Annotated in this window: 21 protein-coding genes and 1 tRNA gene; 2 read left to right on the forward strand and 20 right to left on the reverse strand. The window is 58.6% G+C overall.

Annotation, left to right across the window (positions count from 1 at the left end; genetic code table 11):
- Position 1: 1 nt before the first annotated feature.
- The 18 genes from leuA to C4J89_RS20940 form a co-directional block, all read right to left on the reverse strand.
- Positions 2 to 1696, reverse strand: coding sequence for a 2-isopropylmalate synthase (gene leuA / locus C4J89_RS20850; protein ID WP_124415472.1), 1695 nt, complete (start codon positions 1694 to 1696; stop codon positions 2 to 4).
- Between the two features lie 429 nt (positions 1697 to 2125).
- A tRNA-Lys gene (locus tag C4J89_RS20855) sits at positions 2126 to 2201 on the reverse strand.
- Between the two features lie 132 nt (positions 2202 to 2333).
- Positions 2334 to 2981: a 7-carboxy-7-deazaguanine synthase QueE gene (gene queE / locus C4J89_RS20860; RefSeq protein ID WP_124415473.1), complete on the reverse strand. Its 648-nt coding sequence runs from the start codon at positions 2979 to 2981 to the stop codon at positions 2334 to 2336.
- 164 nt (positions 2982 to 3145) lie between these two features.
- A complete protein-coding gene (ybgF, locus tag C4J89_RS20865) occupies positions 3146 to 3982 on the reverse strand; it encodes a tol-pal system protein YbgF (RefSeq protein ID WP_124415474.1) in 837 nt (278 codons plus the stop codon).
- A 6-nt stretch (positions 3983 to 3988) separates the two neighbouring features.
- A complete protein-coding gene (pal, locus tag C4J89_RS20870) occupies positions 3989 to 4489 on the reverse strand; it encodes a peptidoglycan-associated lipoprotein Pal (RefSeq protein ID WP_003193861.1) in 501 nt (166 codons plus the stop codon).
- Between the two features lie 55 nt (positions 4490 to 4544).
- On the reverse strand, positions 4545 to 5825 hold the full coding sequence (gene tolB, locus C4J89_RS20875; protein ID WP_177412836.1) for a Tol-Pal system beta propeller repeat protein TolB: 1281 nt from the start codon (positions 5823 to 5825) through the stop codon (positions 4545 to 4547).
- Between the two features lie 17 nt (positions 5826 to 5842).
- The gene (gene tolA, locus C4J89_RS20880) at positions 5843 to 6916 is read right to left on the reverse strand and encodes a cell envelope integrity protein TolA (protein WP_124364182.1); all 1074 of its coding nucleotides are present in this window, start codon (positions 6914 to 6916) and stop codon (positions 5843 to 5845) included.
- Complete coding sequence (tolR, locus tag C4J89_RS20885) at positions 6916 to 7368, reverse strand: protein TolR (RefSeq protein ID WP_161793227.1); 453 nt, start codon at positions 7366 to 7368, stop codon at positions 6916 to 6918. Before tolR ends, tolA begins: the two co-directional genes overlap by 1 nt.
- Positions 7369 to 7391: 23 nt before the next feature.
- Positions 7392 to 8087 (reverse strand): protein TolQ, encoded by a 696-nt coding sequence (gene tolQ, locus C4J89_RS20890; protein ID WP_053135845.1) that lies wholly within the window; start codon positions 8085 to 8087, stop codon positions 7392 to 7394.
- Between the two features lies 1 nt (position 8088).
- Positions 8089 to 8544, reverse strand: a complete 456-nt coding sequence (ybgC, locus tag C4J89_RS20895) for a tol-pal system-associated acyl-CoA thioesterase (protein ID WP_124364183.1) — start codon at positions 8542 to 8544, stop codon at positions 8089 to 8091.
- A 249-nt stretch (positions 8545 to 8793) separates the two neighbouring features.
- Positions 8794 to 9852 carry a Holliday junction branch migration DNA helicase RuvB gene (gene ruvB / locus C4J89_RS20905; protein ID WP_003175801.1) on the reverse strand — a complete coding sequence of 353 codons (1059 nt, stop codon included), beginning with the start codon at positions 9850 to 9852 and terminating at the stop codon, positions 8794 to 8796.
- The gene (gene ruvA / locus C4J89_RS20910) at positions 9853 to 10464 is read right to left on the reverse strand and encodes a Holliday junction branch migration protein RuvA (RefSeq protein WP_124364184.1); all 612 of its coding nucleotides are present in this window, start codon (positions 10462 to 10464) and stop codon (positions 9853 to 9855) included. It lies immediately after the preceding gene.
- Between the two features lie 66 nt (positions 10465 to 10530).
- A complete protein-coding gene (gene ruvC, locus C4J89_RS20915; RefSeq protein ID WP_057723842.1) occupies positions 10531 to 11055 on the reverse strand; it encodes a crossover junction endodeoxyribonuclease RuvC in 525 nt (174 codons plus the stop codon).
- 157 nt (positions 11056 to 11212) lie between these two features.
- Entirely contained in the window at positions 11213 to 11959 is a 747-nt protein-coding gene (locus C4J89_RS20920; protein ID WP_124364185.1) for a YebC/PmpR family DNA-binding transcriptional regulator, read from the reverse strand.
- Positions 11960 to 12093: 134 nt separating this feature from the next.
- A complete protein-coding gene (gene aspS / locus C4J89_RS20925) occupies positions 12094 to 13869 on the reverse strand; it encodes an aspartate--tRNA ligase (RefSeq protein WP_057013724.1) in 1776 nt (591 codons plus the stop codon).
- A gap of 108 nt (positions 13870 to 13977) precedes the next feature.
- On the reverse strand, positions 13978 to 14199 hold the full coding sequence (locus tag C4J89_RS20930; RefSeq protein WP_003193872.1) for an FmdB family zinc ribbon protein: 222 nt from the start codon (positions 14197 to 14199) through the stop codon (positions 13978 to 13980).
- 171 nt (positions 14200 to 14370) lie between these two features.
- Positions 14371 to 14703, reverse strand: coding sequence for a ribbon-helix-helix domain-containing protein (locus C4J89_RS20935; protein WP_124364186.1), 333 nt, complete (start codon positions 14701 to 14703; stop codon positions 14371 to 14373).
- Positions 14704 to 14886: 183 nt separating this feature from the next.
- Positions 14887 to 15360: a Dps family protein gene (locus C4J89_RS20940; protein ID WP_003193874.1), complete on the reverse strand. Its 474-nt coding sequence runs from the start codon at positions 15358 to 15360 to the stop codon at positions 14887 to 14889.
- Between the two features lie 429 nt (positions 15361 to 15789).
- Here C4J89_RS20940 and C4J89_RS27320 point away from each other — a divergent pair, with 429 nt between their 5' ends.
- Positions 15790 to 16392, forward strand: a complete 603-nt coding sequence (locus tag C4J89_RS27320; RefSeq protein WP_005790922.1) for a cold-shock protein — start codon at positions 15790 to 15792, stop codon at positions 16390 to 16392.
- 72 nt (positions 16393 to 16464) lie between these two features.
- Here the strand turns inward: C4J89_RS27320 and C4J89_RS20950 are convergent, their stop codons facing one another.
- The gene (locus C4J89_RS20950; RefSeq protein ID WP_124364187.1) at positions 16465 to 16671 is read right to left on the reverse strand and encodes a SlyX family protein; all 207 of its coding nucleotides are present in this window, start codon (positions 16669 to 16671) and stop codon (positions 16465 to 16467) included.
- Positions 16672 to 16674: 3 nt separating this feature from the next.
- Entirely contained in the window at positions 16675 to 17100 is a 426-nt protein-coding gene (locus tag C4J89_RS20955; protein WP_124415475.1) for an HIT domain-containing protein, read from the reverse strand.
- A 741-nt stretch (positions 17101 to 17841) separates the two neighbouring features.
- Between C4J89_RS20955 and C4J89_RS20960 the strand changes: the two genes are divergently transcribed.
- A complete protein-coding gene (locus C4J89_RS20960) occupies positions 17842 to 19122 on the forward strand; it encodes an OprD family porin (protein ID WP_124364189.1) in 1281 nt (426 codons plus the stop codon).
- The last annotated feature ends 90 nt before the right edge of the window (positions 19123 to 19212 follow it).

Here is a 19212-nt window from a genome sequence, read left to right on the forward strand (position 1 = left end):
CTCAGGAAGGCACCGCAGCACTCGCCACGCTGAGCAGGCCCAGACGCGATGCGCGATTGACGGCACTCGTCACCGCCTTGAGGGACGCCAGCAAGATGCTGCCATCGCGGGCGGCACCGAACAGCAACTGGTTGTTCACGCGGATCTCCACATAAGCCAGTGCTTCAGCCTGGGCACCGTCACGGGTGGCATGTTCGTGGTAATCGGCGATATCGAAGTGGATGCCACGTTGCGCGAATGCGTCGACCAGCGCCGCCAGCGGGCCGTTACCTTCACCGCTCAGTTCAAGGGGGCTCGCGCCGCCGATCAGCGTGCCTTCCAGGTAAGTCACGTTGCCCTCGCTGACCAGTTTGGGCTGCAACAAAGTGTAAGGCTGGCCTTGGTCGAGGTAGTGCCGGGTAAAGCAGGCCAGGATCATCTCGCCACTGACTTCCTGACCGGAGGCATCGGCTTCCTGCTGCACCAGACTGCTGAATTCCATCTGCAAACGGCGTGGCATCACGATGCCATGTTGTTCCAGCAGATACGCCACGCCACCTTTGCCCGACTGGCTGTTGACGCGAATCACCGCTTCATAGCTGCGTCCCATGTCGGCGGGATCGATCGGCAAGTACGGCACTTCCCACAGCCCATTGGGATTGGCCTGGCGGGCCGCGAAGCCTTTTTTGATCGCATCCTGGTGCGAGCCCGAAAACGCCGTGAACACCAGCTCCCCGGCGTAGGGATGGCGCGGGTGCGTGGGCAGTTGGTTGCAGAACTCGACTTCACGCTGCACGTGGATGATGTCCGAGAAATCCAGTTGCGGGTCGATACCGCTGGTGTAGAGGTTCATTGCCAGCGTCAGGATATCCACATTGCCGGTTCGCTCACCGTTGCCGAACAACGTGCCCTCGACCCGCTCGGCTCCGGCCAGGCAAGCCTGTTCGGCGGTAGCGACCCCGGTACCGCGATCATTATGCGGGTGGACACTGATGACTACGCTGTCACGCCGGCTGAAATGGCGGCAGAACCACTCGATCTGATCGGCGAAGACATTGGCCGTGGAGACCTCCACAGTGGTGGGCAGATTCAGGATCATTTTGTTCGACGGGGTCGGGCCGAAAGCATCGGTCACCGCTTCGCAGACCTCCAACGCAAAGTCCAGTTCGGTGAAGCAGAAGGTTTCAGGGGAATACTGGAACGTCCACTGCGTATCTGGATTGTTGTCCATGTGGCGCTTGATCTCACGCGTTGCCTGGGTGGCAATGTCGATGCAGCCGGCCCGGTCCACGCCGAACACCACCTCCCGGAACACTGGCGCGGTGGCGTTGTACACATGCACGATCGCGCGCGGAGCGCCTTTCAAGGCTTCAAACGTACGCTCGATCAAATGGCTGCGCGCCTGCGTCATCACTTGGATAGTCACATCGTCGGGAATCGCACCACTGTCGATCAATTCACGCACGTAATCGAAATCGGTCTGGGAAGCGGCAGGAAAGCCTACCTCGATCTCCTTGAACCCCACCTTGACCAGCAGCTCGAAGAAACGGCGCTTGCGCTCGGCATTCATGGGTTCGATCAATGCCTGGTTGCCGTCACGCATGTCGACACTGCACCAGGTTGGCGCTGCAGCCTGCACGACACTTGGCCATTGGCGTTCCGGGAGGTCCACGGTAGTGAAATGGCGGTATTTGCTGGAAGGGTCCTTGAGCATCATGTCGCTTCTCCTTTTTAGAACTGATCGGCGGTAGCGTAGACAGCCTTGCTGAACGCATCCGACATTGGATCCAATACTAAACACAGAGAGCTTGACATGAATTGCGTATTTGGCGCGACAACATGAAAGAAATTACATAAAAAATCATAAATTGAAAAAATAGTGGTGATTTCTTTCAATATACGAATTTATAGGGCAATAAACCCTTTAAGAGCAGGGTTTAGACGATGATCGAAATTGAGCGCGACGGGGCGCGGAAAAGAGCAAAAAGGCTACTGAGGAGGATAGGTGATGGCGGTTGAGCCGTTCGCTGAGAGGTAGCGACTATGTACGTGGCGCATAGAGCGCATGTTCAGCATATTTCAGGCAAAAAAAAACCCGGAAATCCTCACTTGCGTGGGCCTTCCGGATTTTCTAAACCGCCAAAAATGGTGGGTCGTGTGGGATTCGAACCTACGACCAATTGGTTAAAAGCCAACTGCTCTACCAACTGAGCTAACGACCCGCTGTGTGGTGGCGCGTATAATACTGATTTCTAAGGATTATTCAACACCTTATTTGAAAATAATTCAAAATTATACGCAGGGGCCATAATTCGGCCGGTTGAACGTCTCGCATCACCGCCTGATCAGGCGTATCAACGCCCCGGCTCGTCGTTCCACAGGTATTTGTGCAACTGCAGCTGCAGGCGCACTGGTAGGTTGTCCGCAACGATCCAGTCCGCCAATTCACGGGCGTTCAGGTCGTGATGGCTTGGGGAGAACAGCACCTCGCCTGCACGACGCTCGAGGCCATACTGGATCAGCTTGGACGTCGCCCAGTCATAATCGCCTCGAGAACAGATGACGAACTTGACCTGATCGTTGGCCGTCAGCAAGTCGATGTTCTCGTAGCGGTTGCGGTGAGCTTCTTTGGAATCGGGGGTCTTGAGGTCCACCACTCGGCTCACACGCGGGTCTACCGCGGAGATGTCCAAGGCGCCGCTGGTTTCCAGCGAAACCTCGTATCCGCCGTCACACAGCTGCTTGAGCAAGGGGATGGCATTGGGTTGCGCCAATGGCTCGCCGCCTGTCACACAGACGTAGCGCGGTCGGTAGCTGGCAACCTGCTGCAGGATGTCGTCCAGGGTGCGCACAGTGCCGCCGCTGAAGGCATAAGCACTGTCACAGTATTGGCAACGCAAGGGGCAGCCGGTGAGCCGTACAAATACGGTAGGCAGCCCTGCGGTGCGCGTTTCACCCTGTAACGAGTAAAAAACTTCGGTAATACGTAATGTGTCTTGCATAGTCGCCACGGGCGTAACAGCTAAACAGGCTGTCCGCCTCCGTCAGGCACTTCAGGGGATTGCGCCAACGCGTCAATCCCAGGAAGCGTGTGTCATAAAAGGGCGTGGATTCTAACGAAAAAACCCGCGCCAGGCGCGGGTTTCTTCTAAACGGAGTGCATTGCTTACAAGCGTTGCAAATCCCGTTGGGCCAACTGCGCAGCGGAAGTACCCGGATACTGGGCGACGACCTGCTGCAAAATGCCTTTGACCTTGTCGGCATGGCCTAGGCGGCGTTCCACGTCAGCGAGTTTGTACAGCGAGTCCGGCACCTTGGCGTGCTTGGGGTACAGCTGGCTGACCTTGGCAAACGCTTGGCCTGCCCCCTGCAAATCACCCTTTGCCAGGTTGACCTCACCCAACCAGTACTGGGCATTGCCCGCGTATTGGCTGTTGGGGTACTTGCGCAGGAATGCGGTAAACGCCTGGCTGGCCTTATCGAAGTCCTTGGCCTTGATCAGGTCGAAGGCTGCATCGTAATACAGTTTTTCCTTCGCCGGATCACCCGGTTCACTGCTGGCAGCCGGGGCCTGGCTGGCTGCCGCGGCTCCCGCTGCTGCGCCACCGGCGGCAGCACTGGGCGTGCCACCGGCAGAAGAATTATCAGGAGTAGCGGCAGGTGCAACACCGGCTCCAATACGTCGATCAAGATCCTGGTAACGCTCCAGGCCTTCTTGCTTAAGCTGGTTCACTTGATTCTGCAGAACTTCAATGGCGCCTTGTTGCTGGGCCAATTGATCCTGCATGCGTTGCAGCTGGTTGAACAGTTCGCCCTGTGCCGAAGGCGCGGCCGTAGCCGCCCCCCCAGCATAGGCGCCGTTCGTGCCATAACCCGCTGGCGGATAACTGCTGCCGCTATTGTTATAGCCAGAGTTGCTATCCGTTACAGGAACCGCAGCCCACACCGCAAGCGGTGCGAGGCTGAAAGCCAATACAGTTAGAGCACGACGGCACGTTCGCATGACGAATTACTTACGCAGTTCGACGCGACGGTTCTGAGCCCACGACTGTTCGTCGTTGCCAGTTGCAACTGGACGCTCTTTACCGTAGGAAACCAGTTCCAGTTGGCCTGGAGCAACACCTTGCAGTACCAGGTAGCGCTGAACGGCTTTCGCACGACGCTCGCCCAGTGCCATGTTGTACTCACGAGTACCACGGGCGTCAGTGTTACCTTCCAGAACAACGCGAGCGCCGTTAGCTTTCAGGTCCTTGGCGTGAACGTCCAGAGCGCGCATGGCTTCTGGCTTCAGGTCCGAACTGTCGTATTCGAAGTAGAAAGTGGTGATCGCGCGCAGAGCAGCTTCTTCGCTCAGGGAGCCGTCGACTGCACCAGTGTTAGCGCCGTAACCAGCGTTTGGATCAACAGCTGCGCCTTCACCGGCATTGTCGCCGCCTTTAGAGGAGCAACCAACGGCTACGGACAGAGCCAGAGCCAGAGCAGCAAACTTACCAAACTTCAGCATTTCCATCGTGAAACTCCTAATGAACCCCAGTGTGTTAAGTACTTCTTTTTGTAGCGCCGCGTCAGTTCAGGTAAGGGGACCAGGATGGTTCTCTGACTTCGCCTTGTGCGGTAGGAAGCGGGAGCCTTACGCGTCCATTAATGGACACGAGCATCAAGACTCCCCGGCCCTGCTGGCGGGTGGCGTAGATTACCATGGTGCCGTTGGGCGCAACAGTGGCTGACTCATCAAGGTTGGTATCTGTAAGGATTTTTACGGTTCCGCGCTGCAAATCCTGGGCCGCAACCCGGAAATTAGTGAAACCATCCTGACGGTGAATCATTACTAACGTCTTTTCATCGGCCGAAAGCTTGGGGTTGGCGTTGTAGTTACCGATAAAGGTCACGCGTTCCGCGCCACCACCACCCACGCTGGCTTTGTAGATTTGAGGCTTGCCGCCACGGTCGGAGGTGAAGTAGATGGTCGAGCCATCCTTACCCCAGAACGGTTCGGTATTGATGCCCGGGCCACTGGTCACGCGAGTGATTTGGCGCGAAGCCATGTTCATCACGTAGATGTCCGGGTTACCGTCCTTGGACAGCACAAATGCCAGGCGCGAACCATCCGGCGACCAGGCTGGTGCACCGTTGAGGCCTTCGAAGTTGGTGATCTGCTCACGACGGCCGGTATCGATGTGCTGGACGAAGATACGCGGACGCTTCTGTTCGAACGACACATAGGCAATACGCTTGCCGTCCGGCGCAAAACGCGGCGACAGGATTGGCTCGCGCGATTGCAGCAGGGTCACGGCGCGTGCGCCGTCATAGTCGGAGCGCTGCAGGGTGTAACGCGTGTTGTCTACGGAGAAACGCTCAGCGGTGACGTACAGCATGCGTGTGGAGAACGCACCCTTGATACCGGTGAGCTTTTCAAACGACTGGTCCGAAATATAGTGGGCCATGTCACGCAGTTGCTCGGCGGTGCCCGAAACGTTGCCGGTCAGGACCTGCTGTTCGGTGGCCACGTTGAACAACGTGTACTGGATCTGCAAGCGACCACCGGCCGGTGTGATGCTGCCGACCATCAGGTACTGCGCGCCCACGGCCTTCCAGTCGCGGAAGATGACTTCGCTGGCCTGGGTCGGCTGGCTGATCATGTTGCCTTTCGGAATCGGCGCGTAATAGCCGGAGTTGCGCAGGTCGTCGCTGACGATCTGGGCCATGTCGTCCGGCAGCACGCTGCCGCCCTGCCAGCCGAACGGCACTACCGCGATCGGGGTAGCCCGATCGCTGCCGCTGGTAACCAGGATGTTCTTTTCATCCGCCGCCGCTATCCCTGCCATGCAGCAAATAACGACAAGCATTCCTCGAAGAAGGTTTCTCACAAGGCTAGATCCTCAGGTGTGAATGTCATCTTGAATGAACGATAGGGAGCGAAGTCGCTTGGTTTCATTCCCTGCATCTCGGTCAACCGGCCAATATTCTTGACTGCGGCAACCGCCGAACTGTCGAACGAACCGTCACCACTGGACTTGGCCACGCTGACCGAAGTCACCGTACCGTCCGGCAACATGCCGATCTGCAGCACTACTGTCATGCCTTTACGTGCCGAAGGTGGACGTGTCCAGCCTTCCGCTGCCCGCGCCCGGATCAGGTCGTCGAAACTGCCCGCGACTTCATCGCCACGCTCATCGGCCAAGGCTTGCTGACGCTGCGGCGTGTCGGAAAGCAAATCTGCCAGGGCCTGGGCCTTTTTCTCTTCGGCGGATTTACGGGCTGCTTCCTGGGCCTTTTTCTTGGAGGCGTCGGCGGCAGCTTTCTTCTTCGCTTCGTCGGCGACTTTCTTTTTCGCCTCGTCTGCTTCAGCTTTTTTCTTGGCGTCTTCGGCGGCTTTCTTCTTCGCGTCTTCGACGATCTTTTTCTTGGCTTCTTCGGCGGCCTTTTTCTTGGCCTCTTCCTCGGCAGCTTTCTTGGCTTCTTCTTCGGACTTCTTCTTGGCTATATCAGCCAATTGTTTCTCTTCGGCCTTTTTGGCTTCGGCAGCTTTCTCGGACTTCTTGGCTTCATCAGCCTTTTTCGCCTCGTCAGCTTTCTTCGCTTCGTCAGCCTTTTTCGATTCCTCGGCCTTTTGAGCCGCCTCTTCTTTCTTTTGTTCCGCAGCCGCCTTCACCGCTTCCTGCTCGACCTTCTTCTGTTCCATCTGCTCGACTTCGGTCTGGCGCGCAGCCGACTTCTGGGCCTCACCCGCAATCTTCTGATTGGTCTGGGTGGTGGCCTGACTTTTCGATTTCAGCTGATACAGGGTCGCCTGCACGATCGGCTTGGCTGGCGGCAGGTCCGGGGTCATGGCAAAGCTGACGAACAGCATGCCGAACACCAGGATGTGCAGGGCAATTGCCCACACGCCAGGCCAGAAGTAGCTTTCCGAGGCGGACGGCTCTCGCTGTTGCTGCATCAGGGCGCCTCGGTAATCAAGCCAACGTTACCGACGCCGGCCTTCTGCAGCCCGCCCATGGCGCCCATGACGGAGCCATAGTCGACCGACTTGTCACCGCGAATGAACACCTGGGTGTGCTTGCCGCCTTCGTTGCCGGAGCGAATGATCTTGGTCACGGCGTCAGTCATTGCCGGCAAGGTCAGGGCCTTGTCCTGCTGCTTCTGCGTGTCGACTTCGCTGCCAAGGTTCCAGTAGTAGGTCTTGTCAGCCTTGATCGAAATGGTCAGGACCTGAGTGTTGTTGTCTTGCGGCAGGGCTTCACTGGAAACCTTGGGCAGATCAACCTTCACGCCCTGGTTGAGCATCGGCGCGGTCACCATGAAGATCACCAGCAGCACCAGCATCACGTCGATGTAGGGCACTACGTTCATCTCGGCGACCGGCTTGCGCTTTTTGCGAGCTCGAGCGATTAAAGCCATTGGGAATTACCTGCTTATTCTTCGCTGGTGTGCACTTTACGGTGCAGGATCGCCTGGAATTCATCGGCGAAGGTGTAGTAACGGCTGATCAACGTTTCGCTGGTAGCGGCAAAACGGTTGTAGGCAATTACTGCGGGGATAGCGGCGAACAGGCCGATCGCGGTGGCGATCAGGGCTTCGGCGATGCCCGGGGCCACGGTGGCCAGGGTCGCTTGCTGGGCCTGGGCCAGGCCACGGAAGGAGTTCATGATGCCCCATACGGTACCGAACAGGCCGATGTACGGGCTGACGGAGCCCACAGTCGCCAGGAACGGCAGGCTCTGCTCCAGTTTCTCTTCTTCACGGGAGATGGCGACGCGCATGGCCCGGGCCACACCTTCCATTACCGCTTCCGGGTCAACGCCCGGTTGCTGGCGCAGGCGCGAGAACTCCTTGAAGCCGGCGCGGAAGATTTGCTCGACGCCCGAATCCGGGTCCGGATTGCTGCCAGCCTGGCGATACAGCTTGGACAGGTCGATACCCGACCAGAAGCGCTCTTCAAAGCTCTCCAGGGCACGTCGACCGGCACGCAGCAAGTTGCTGCGCTGAAAAATCATGACCCAAGAGGTAACCGATGCGGCTACCAGGGTCAGCATGACCAGTTGCACCACGACACTGGCATTGCTGACCAGGCTCCACATGGAGGAATGGTCGACGACGGTAGGTTCCACGCTAAATCTCCTGCTTTGATTGTTTACCCGCGCCGCTCACGGCGGCAAAGGCCGCACGTAGAGTTTCGGGAATGGCCCGAGGTTTCAAACTGTTGGTGCGTACACACGCCACCAGGAACTGCCCCTCACAGAGCAGCGTTGCATCCGTAGCCCGCCTGACCTGCTGTTTGAATCGCAGGCTGGCACGGTTCAATTCGATGACTTCAGCGCTGACCAGCAGTTCATCGTCCAGTCGCGCCGGTGCGTGGTAACGCGCCTCGCTGGAATGCACGACGAATAACAGGTCCTCTCCTGCCAGCAAGGATTGGGCAAAGCCCAGCTCCCGTAGCCGCTCGGTTCGAGCCCGCTCCATGAATTTCAGGTAATTGACGTAATAAACGATGCCGCCGGCATCAGTGTCCTCGTAATAAACGCGACAGCGATGTGCGAACGACTGATCCCCGTTTTGCGCGCGCATACTCTAGTGCTTACTCCTCAGGTTGCCAATCCGGCTGGACAACTGTTTTTTCAATACCTGAACACATTTGCATTGCCTGAATGACGACGCCAGACACTGGGACAGCACAAACTTCAGATAAATCACCCCACATGACAAATACCCTGCAGGAGCGAGCTTGCTCGCGAAAAACCTGAGCACGCCGCGTATAACCAGACATACCGCGTTATCGTTGACGTTTTTCGCGAGCAAGCTCGCTCCTACAGTTTTTTAATCGTCCACTGCATCGAGGAATTCGTCTACCACAGGCATCTCTCCCAATCGTGACGGAATATTTAGCCCGAAGTGCAGGTAGGCGTGGCGCGTCACCACCCTGCCCCGTGGCGTGCGCATGATGTAGCCCTGCTGGATCAGGTAGGGTTCCAGCACATCCTCAATGGTGTGCCGCTCTTCACTGATGGCGGCGGCCAGGCTGTCCACGCCCACCGGGCCACCGTCGAATTTCTCGATCATGGTCAGCAGCAGGCGCCGGTCCTGATGATCGAAGCCATGTTCATCCACATCCAGCAGGTTCAACGCCAGGTCCGCGACCGCCTTGGTGATATGCCCCTTGGCCCGCACCTCGGCAAAATCGCGTACGCGGCGCAGCAAACGATTGGCGATCCGTGGTGTACCGCGCGCGCGTCGGGCGATTTCGAACGCGCCTTCAGGGTCCAGCGGCAAGCCGAGGATACTCGCCGAACGGCTGACGATCGTCGCAAGGTCGGCGGTGCTATAGAACTCAAGACGTTGAACGATACCGAAACGGTCTCGCAGCGGGTTGGTCAGCATGCCGGCACGGGTGGTCGCGCCGACCAGGGTGAACGGTGGCAGGTCGAGTTTGATCGAACGGGCCGCCGGGCCTTCGCCGATCATGATGTCGAGCTGGAAGTCCTCCATCGCCGGGTACAGTACTTCCTCGACGATGGGCGACAGCCGGTGGATCTCGTCGATAAACAGCACGTCGTGAGGCTCGAGATTGGTCAGCAGCGCGGCGAGGTCGCCGGGGCGCTCCAGCACCGGGCCGGACGTGGACTTGATCGACACGCCCATTTCCTGGGCGATGATATTGGCCAGGGTGGTTTTACCCAGGCCCGGCGGGCCGAAGATCAGGGTGTGATCCAGCGACTCGCTGCGCCCGCGCGCGGCCTGGATGAACAGTTCCATCTGCTCGCGCACGGTGGGCTGGCCGATGTAGTCGGCCAGGCTCAAGGGGCGGATGGCGCGGTCCTGGACTTCTTCACGGTCGCGCGGGCCGGTGGCCGCGATCAGACGATCAGCTTCAATCACTTAAATCATTCCCTTCAGGGCTCGGCGGATCATGTCTTCGCTGCTCAGGTTCTTGTCCTTGATGGCCGACACCGCTTTGCTGGCCTCCTGCGGCTTGTAGCCCAGGGAGATCAACGCACTGACAGCATCGCTTTCGGCACTGGCAACCTGAGTCGCCGGCATATCCGGTTGATTGGGCACCAGGGCGAACATGCTCGGCACCACTTCCCAGGCCTTGAAACGGTCCTTGAGCTCCACCAGCAGGCGCTCGGCGGTTTTCTTGCCGACACCGGGCACCTTGGTCAGCGCCGAGGTGTCCTGGGCCGAAACGGCGCGCACCAGCTCATCCACTTCCAGGCTCGACATCAACGCCAGGGCCAGCTTGGGCCCTACGCCGTTGAGGCGAATCAGTTCGCGAAAGAAGTCACGGTCGCGCTTGCCAATGAAACCATAGAGCAGTTGCGCGTCCTCTCGCACGACTAAATGCGTGTGCAAAGTTATCGGCTCGCCGACCGACGGCAGGCGATACAGGGTAGTCATGGGCACTTCAAGCTCATACCCCAATCCATTCACATCCAGAATCAGGTGCGGCGGCTGTTTCTCAGCCAGGGTGCCGCGCAAGCGTCCAATCACGGTTCAGATCCTTAAAGCTTGGGGTCAGAACAGGCCTGACCGGAAATAACGATTGCGCTGATGCTATCAGAGACGCAGGCGTCCGCCACGACTGCGTGCCGCGCCCAGACCATGGGGCAGCAGGCTGGAGCGGGTGTGGGCGTGGCAAATGGCAATGGCCAGGGCGTCGGAGGCGTCGATCTGGGGTTTTGAGGTGAGCTTGAGCATGTGCATGACCATCATCTGCACCTGTTCTTTATTCGCCCCACCCGTACCGACGACGGCCTGCTTGACCTGGGTCGCGGTGTATTCGGCGATTTCCATGCCCTCCTCGGCTCCCGCCACAATGGCCGCGCCACGGGCCTGGCCGAGCTTCAACGCCGAGTCGGCATTCTTGGCCATGAAGACTTTTTCGATGCCCATGGTCACCGGGCCGTAGGTCTGGATGACTTCACGCACGCCGCGATAGACGATCTGCAGGCGCTCGGCCAACTCCCCCGCGCCGGTGCGAATACAGCCCGAGGCCACATAAACGCAGCCACGCGGAGTGTGTTGCACCACGCCAAAACCGGTAATGCGCGAACCGGGGTCGATACCTAGGATTAAAGTCATAACGCCTGCAGGTTGGATAAACACATTTTGTGATACGCCGAAGTTCAAATGTGGGAGGGGGCTTGCCCCCGATGGCAGTGGATCAGTCAGAATTTTTTTGGCTGACCCGCCGCTATCGGGGGCAAGCCCCCTCCCACATTTGGATCTATGTAGTTCTTCAGCTTAGCTGTTCGGCCACGGATTCCGGAATGTCGGCGTTCGAATACACGTTTTGCACGTCGTCCAGGTCTTCGAGCATATCCAGCAGCTTCAACACTTTTTGCGCACCGTCCAGGTCCAGTTCGGCGCTGGTGGTCGGCAGCATCACGATTTCCGCGTCGGTACCTTTGAAACCAGCCGCCTCCAAGGCATTGCGCACCGCGTAGAAGCTGGCGAACGAGGTGAACACGTCGATGGAGCCGTCTTCGTTTGTGACCACATCGTCGGCATCCGCCTCCATCGCGGCTTCCATCAGCGCGTCTTCATCCGTGCCGGCCGCAAAGGTAATCTGCCCCTTGCGCTCGAACAGGTAGGCCACCGAACCGTCGGTACCCAGGTTGCCGCCGCACTTGCTGAACGCGTGGCGCACCGCAGCTGCGGTACGGTTGCGGTTATCGGTCATGCATTCGACCATCACCGCCACGCCGCCTGGCCCATAGCCTTCGTAGGTCAACTCGACCATGTCGTCGGTGTCGGCGGCGCCGGCGCCACGGGCCACGGCGCGGTCGATGATGTCACGGCTCATGTTGGCGCCGAGCGCCTTGTCCAGCGCCAGACGCAGACGCGGGTTGGAGCCCGGGTCACCGCCACCCTGGCGGGCGGCGACGGTCAGCTCGCGGATCCACTTGGTGAAGATCTTGCCTTTCTTGGCATCCTGACGCTCTTTGCGGTGCTTGATGTTCGCCCACTTGGAATGGCCAGCCATAACACAACTCCGAAATTCTATAGAAACCGTATCAATCCCGCCGGGCAGGATTTCCCTCTTTTAAACGCAAAGGCGCATCCGAAGATGCGCCTTTTTGACTGCGTACCACCTTATCGCGCTTTCACGCAGCAGCCTTACTCAGCCTTCGGCGTCTCGCGCAGACGGATGTGCAATTCGCGCAATGCCTTGGCATCCACGACGCCCGGCGCCTGGGTCATGACGTCCGCAGCACTCTGGGTTTTCGGGAACGCAATCACTTCACGGATCGACTGGGCGCCGGTCATCAGCATCACCAGACGGTCCAGGCCGAAGGCCAGGCCACCGTGCGGCGGCGCACCGTACTTGAGCGCGTCGAGCAGAAAGCCGAACTTCTCTTCCTGTTCCGCTTCGTTGATGCCCAGCAGACGGAACACTGCTTGCTGCATCTCTTTGCGGTGAATACGGATCGAACCGCCACCCAACTCAGTGCCGTTGAGCACCATGTCGTAGGCACGGGACAACGCGCCGGCCGGGTTGGCTTCCAGCTCGGCCGGGGAGCACTTCGGCGCGGTGAACGGGTGGTGCAAGGCGCTGAAGCTGCCGTCGTCGTTCTCTTCGAACATCGGGAAGTCGACAACCCACATCGGGGCCCACTCGCAGGTCAGCAGGTTCAGGTCGTGACCCAGCTTGATACGCAGTGCGCCCAGGGCTTCGCTGACGATCTTGGCTTTGTCGGCACCGAAGAACACGATATCGCCATCGACCGCACCGACGCGATCGAGGATCGTGTTCAGGTTGGCTTCGGGGATGTTCTTCACGATCGGCGACTGCAGGCCGTCAACGCCATTGGCGCGCTCGTTGACCTTGATGTACGCCAGGCCCTTGGCACCGTAGATGCCGACGAACTTGGTGTAGTCGTCGATCTGCTTGCGCGGCATGCTCGCGCCGCCAGGCACGCGCAGGGCGGCGATGCGGCATTTCGGGTCGTTGGCCGGGCCGCTGAACACCTTGAAGTCAACGTCCTTGAGCTGGTCGGCCACGTCGACCAGTTCCAGCGGGTTACGCAGGTCTGGCTTGTCGGAACCGTAGCGACGCATGGCCTCTTCGAAGGTCATGTGCGGGAATTCGCCGAACTCCAGGTCCAGCACTTCCTTGAACAGGTTGCGGATCATTTGTTCGGTGAGGCCCATGATCTCTTTTTCATCGAGGAAGCTGGTCTCGATGTCGATCTGGGTGAATTCCGGCTGGCGGTCGGCGCGCAGGTCTTCGTCACGGAAGCACTTGGCGATCTGGTAGTAACGGTCGAAGCCGGCCACCATCAGCAGTTGCTTGAACAGCTGCGGCGATTGCGGCAAGGCGAAGAAGCTACCCGGGTGGGTACGGCTCGGCACCAGGTAGTCGCGTGCGCCTTCCGGCGTGGCACGGGTGAGAATCGGCGTTTCCACGTCGAGGAAGCCGTTCTCGTCGAGGAAGCGGCGGATGCTGGTGGTCATGCGCGAACGCAGACGCAGCTTCTCGGCCATTTCCGGACGACGCAGGTCCAGGAAGCGATAGCGCAGGCGAGTTTCCTCGCCAACGTCGGAATATTCGTTCAGTGGGAACGGCGGGGTTTCCGACTCGTTCAGCACTTCCAGCTCGTAGCCCAGCACTTCAATGCCGCCGGACGCCATGTTCTTGTTCACGGCACCGGCCGGGCGCAGGCGCACCTTGCCAGTGATCTTCACGACGTATTCGCTGCGCACGCGGTCGGCGGCGGCGAAGCTCTCGGCGCGATCCGGGTCGAACACTACCTGGGCCAGACCATCACGATCACGGATATCGAGGAAGATCACCCCGCCGTGGTCGCGGCGACGGTGAACCCATCCGCAAAGGGTGATTTCCTGACCTTCCAGGGTCTCGTTCAGTTGGCCGCAATAGTGGCTGCGCATCATGGTCGTGGTTTCACTTCTCGTAATTCGAAATTCGGTGGCAGGCGTGCCTCGTCACCGTACATTAAAGCAGGGGACGGATAATGCAGGAGCCTGCGCGTAGAGTTCAACTCAGTCTGCTTTGTCGCCGCCCGCCAGGTTCTTCTTGGCGCCGGTCTTGAAATCGGTCTCGTACCAGCCGCTGCCGCTCAGGCGGAAGCCCGGCATGGACAACATCTTTTTCAACTCAGGTGCCTGGCAGGCTGGGCAATCGACCAGCGGCGCGGCGCTGATCTTCTGAATGGCTTCCAACTGATGACCACAGGAAGCACATTGATAGTCGTACATGGGCATGGAGTTGTCTCGGCGATCAGATCGTTACTGCGCTACGCCCTGCCGATGTGCATAAAGCCCGGCATGCGCAGCAAAGCGCGGGATTATATCTGGTAAATCGAGGCAGCGCAGCCGGCTTTCTGCCCGAGGCGCGGCCCGCCGGAAGGAAGGGCCGCGCCCTGCAGCCTCCGATCAGACGGGGCCAGAGGCGCTAAGGCGGTCTTTCAACAGGTGAACGACACACACCACCCGCACCAGCCCGCTGAAGTTCTTCACACCGCCATAGCGCAAATGCACTTCCCGATCGACATAGGACAACAACGCACTGACCGAGCAGGTGTTGATCCTGGCCATTTCCGTCAGGATATTCCAGTAGATCTGCTCCAGCCGCAGGCAGGTGGAAAACCCGTTGAGCCGCACCGACCGCGATAATGGCTTGGCGAGCCCCATGTCGAACCCTTTCGCGAAGGGATCGACCTTTATCTTGTGAAAACCACCGGTTTCCACGCCCTTACCACATGACATACACCTGACACTCCCTTGCCAAAACAGCAGTCCATGGGTCTTTCCCATTGGACGGTCAGCCTATAAAACCGCAGGAAGCGACGAGCAGCCAGAAGACGCGGGCGCCGGGCGTCGTAGGACAACGCCAGCAAGCGCAGAGAAACCAGTGAGCGGCGCCCCGAAGACGCCGCACGGGTTCGACGGTTATTGGTTTTCGAGCAGCGAACGCAGCATCCACGCGGTTTTTTCGTGGACTTGCATCCGTTGCGTCAACAAGTCCGCCGTCGGCTCATCGCTGACCTTGTCGAGCAACGGGAAAATGCCACGCGCGGTACGGGTGACAGCCTCCTGGCCCGCCACCAGCTGCTTGATCATCTCTTCGGCGCTCGGCACACCCTCTTCTTCCTTGATCGAAGACAGGCGGGCGTAGATCGAATAGGCACCCGGTGCCGGGAAGCCCAGGGCACGGATACGCTCGGCAATGGAATCCACCGCCAGCGCCAGCTCGTTGTACTGCTCTTCGAACATCAAGTGCAGCGTACGAAACATGGGGCCCGTGACGTTCCAGTGGAAGTTGTGGGTCTTCAGGTACAGCACATAGGTATCGGACAGCAGCCGTGAAAGTCCGTCGACGATGGATTTACGATCTTCTTCACTGATACCAATATCGATTGCCATGTTTTTCCCCTTCAATTGACGAGCATTCATTGATCAGGTGCAGGATCACTCTAGCAAGAGTGCTGGCCGCGTGCAGCCCAACGCACCCAGGCAATGTGCGGCAAATTGCCCCGCACCGCTTGCGAGGGCAGCGGCGGAAGAGCCGGTCATCCTGTAAGAAAAACGCTCGAAAGGCCGCTCAAATTACCTGCACCTGTCTAGGACAAGCCTTAGACGCAAAAATGCCACCTCGATTGCAACACCCCGAAATGCTTGATTTGAGTAGGCACAGCCTTTGCTGTTAAATAGGCGGCGTGTGGCTGCCGTTCATTTCTGCGGCACGTCACATAGGCTGCTACCCGCGCACGTGCCCAACGCCTCCCATTGTTCAGAAGCGAACCGTGCCAGTCAGCTCTTCCTTGTGATCCGTCTTAACGTGAGTTAATCAAAATGTTGAAAATCGTCCACCTGCTAACGGGCGTTGCAGCTTTGCTGCTGTCCTTTATCCCGAGCCTGCAGCCTGAAAGCCTGCCCTACCTGCAACAACACGACGCTCTATACCTGGCCTTGTTCGGCCTTCTCAACCTGACCCTGGCACCGGTAATCCCCTACTGGAACAAAGGCACGCGTCATCAACTGCAAAACCTGGTCAGCGCGCTGCTGGTACTGACCGTCGTTGTTCAAACCCTTACCCTGCTGGCACCCATGCCTGAAGTGGGCGGCCACCCGGCCATCCTGCTCAGCCTGGTGATCGCTGTGGTCGCCATCGTTCTTCACCTGGCCATCAGCTTCTATCGTTCGTCCCCAGCGGCCGCGTCGCAAAACTACGACATGACCAACCGGGATACCGGGACCGTCAAGTGGTTCAACACCTCCAAAGGCTTCGGCTTTATTTCGCGCGACTCGGGTGACGATATCTTCGTCCACTTCAGAGCTATCCGCGGTGAAGGCCACCGCGTCCTGGTCGAAGGCCAGCGCGTGGAGTTCTCGGTGATGAACCGCGACAAAGGCCTGCAAGCTGAAGATGTCATCGCTGCCCTGCCGCGTCGCTGATTCCAGCCTGCGCTGCAAAAAAAACCGCGATCCGGCGTAGGCTGGATCGCGGTTTTTTTATTGCACGCTCATTTAATAGTGCGGCGGCGGGGCTTCTTCTTCCGAGGTTTCGAACTGGCCGCCCATCTCTTCCTGACGCTTGAGCAAGGCGATCATCTGCAATTGCAGGCGCTCCACCGCTTGCTGCTGGGCGACCAGAATGTCATTGAGGGTTTCGATGGTGTCGTCCTGGAACGCCAGGCGGCTTTCCAGGTCGGTGACGCGATCTTGCAGGTCCATGGTTCAGTCCTGGGTAAAAATGAAGTCGGCAGGCAGTAGTTCACGCAATTGGCTGCGAATCGCCGCCACCTGCTCTGCGCTGTATGGACGGGCCGGATGCTTGCCCCACACCGGTGCCGGCCATGCCACGTCATCGCGCTTGCGCACGATGACATGCACATGCAGCTGGCTGACCACGTTACCCAGCGCGCCGATGTTCATCTTATCGGCGGCCAGGCCTTCGTTCAGCAACTGTGCGAGTGCAGTCGTTTCCTGCCACAGTGTCTGTTGCTCGGCGACATCCAGTTGAAACACTTCGCTGATACCGTCAATGCGCGGTACCAGGATGAACCAGGGATAATTCGAATCATTGGACAGCAGCAGGCGACAGAGCGGGAAGTCCCCAATGGCCAATGTGTCTTGTTGCAGGCGTTGATCTAAAGCGAACACGTGGGCACTCCGTTCGGCAGGTCAATTACAGGCGCCCAGCATACCGCCGAATGCGCGAGGCTTCACGGCGAATGCGCGAGCAGCCTGAGGCAAGCCAATTCCATGGATGCACTCTTTCGAGGCAGTCGGACGTGTGAACCACGCTAACTCGGGCTTCAACGGGATGCACCAAAATGACCCACTTGTGCCTCAAAGGGAGTCGGCCGCTACCCACTTATGAGGGTCAATCGGTAACGTTTTGCCAAGGCGCAGGTTTTGCGCGCCACCGCACGACGGTAACACCTGAATGTCGCGCCTGAACCAAACTGCCCGAGAGGCCCGTGTTTATGCGGTTTTTACACTGCCGTAACGTTTTTCACGAAAAAATGACATTCGGTTGGCGCTTTGTGCACGCTTGTTGCATTCACCTCGCTATCGTCGGCAACGACACCTGGGTGGATGCCAGGGTTTCGCGATAAGAAACAATAGCGTTTCAATGGGTACCAAGGACGATTTCAAACTTTGAAGGCGTTTGAAAAGAACATTGAAGTTGTCAGCCTAATTACCATCGGGCTGTGATTTGCGACACGGAGCTAGCAATTTACGACAGCCTCGTAAAGAAGCTGAAAGGATAGTTGGGCAAGTATCGTCAATAGCGCCGGTGTGAGATAACTTTGCGCCGACACACATAAAGAAAGAGCCGCCCAGATAAAAATACAGGTGGGACGGCAGTACTCTTCTAAACCAAAGGAGCAAATCACGATGCGCGTGATGAAGTGGAGCATGATCGCCCTGGCTGTTTCAGCAGGCACCTCGCAGTTCGCAATGGCGTCCGCCCAGGACGATTCCAAGGGCTTTGTTGAAGACAGCACTTTCAGCATCAACACTCGCGCTTTGTACTTCAGCCGCGACTTCCGCAACAACCCGTCGGGCCCGGGCTCCAAGAGCCGTGCGGAAGAAAGCGGCCTGGGCTTCAACGCCTTGTACGAGTCGGGCTTCACCCAAGGCACCATCGGTGTCGGCGTTGACGTGATCGGCCTGATGGGCCTCAAGCTCGACAGCGGCAAGGGCCGTGCCGGCACCGGTCTGTTCCCTACCGGTTCCGACGGTCGTTCGCAAGACGAGTACTCAAAAGGCGGCGGCGCGGTTAAGTTCCGCATTTCCAATACTGTGCTGAAAGTCGGTGACCAATACACCACAGCGCCTGTATTCGCCTCCGATGACAGCCGTTTGCTCCCAGAACTGCCACAAGGTATCTCGATCACCAGCAACGAGATTAAGGGCCTGAAGCTCGAAGGCGGTCACTTCACTTCCAGCGTCGCGCAGAACCAGACCTACCATGACAGCCTGGGCCTGACGAAGACCGACTTCGTCGGCGGCGTCTATGCCTTCACCCCGGAAGTCACCGGCAGCCTGTACTACGCGAAAACCGAAGACTACTTCCGCAAGTACTACAGCAACCTGAACTGGACCCATGCCCTGAGCGATGACCAGTCCTTCGCGCTGGACTTCAACATCTACGACACCAAGAGCGAAGGCGCCGGCCTGCAGCGCGCAGAGAAAGATGGCGTGACCAAGCTCGACAACCGCGCATTCAGCTTGCAGGGCGCGTACACCGTCGGCGCTCACACCTTCACCCTGGCTGCCCAAAAGGTTACCGGTGACGGCGACTACGGCTACGGCGTAGATGGCGGCGGCACTGTGTTCCTGGCCAACTCCATCGCCCGTTCCGACTTCAACGCCGAAGGCGAGAAGTCGTACCAGGCGCGCTACGACATCAACATGGCGACCTTCGGCGTTCCTGGCCTGAGCTTCATGACCCGTTACGTGACCGGTAGTGGCGCCAACACGGGCACCACCAGCAACGGTAAAGAGTGGGAACGCGACATCGAAGCCAAGTACGTGGTTCAGAGCGGCCCGGCTAAAAACCTCAGCCTGCGTCTGCGTCAAGCGACTTATCGTTCCGGTGATGGCGTTTACTACGGTTCGCCTTCGATCGACGAACTGCGTCTGATCGCGAACTACCCGCTGAACATCTTGTAATCACGCAAGTAATTACAACGATGACTTAAGGTTTCGACCTTGAATAAAAAGCCGCTCCCCTGTTTGCAAGGGAGCGGCTTTTTTATTTCA

The organism is Pseudomonas sp. R4-35-07, from assembly GCF_003852235.1.
Classification (GTDB): domain Bacteria; phylum Pseudomonadota; class Gammaproteobacteria; order Pseudomonadales; family Pseudomonadaceae; genus Aquipseudomonas.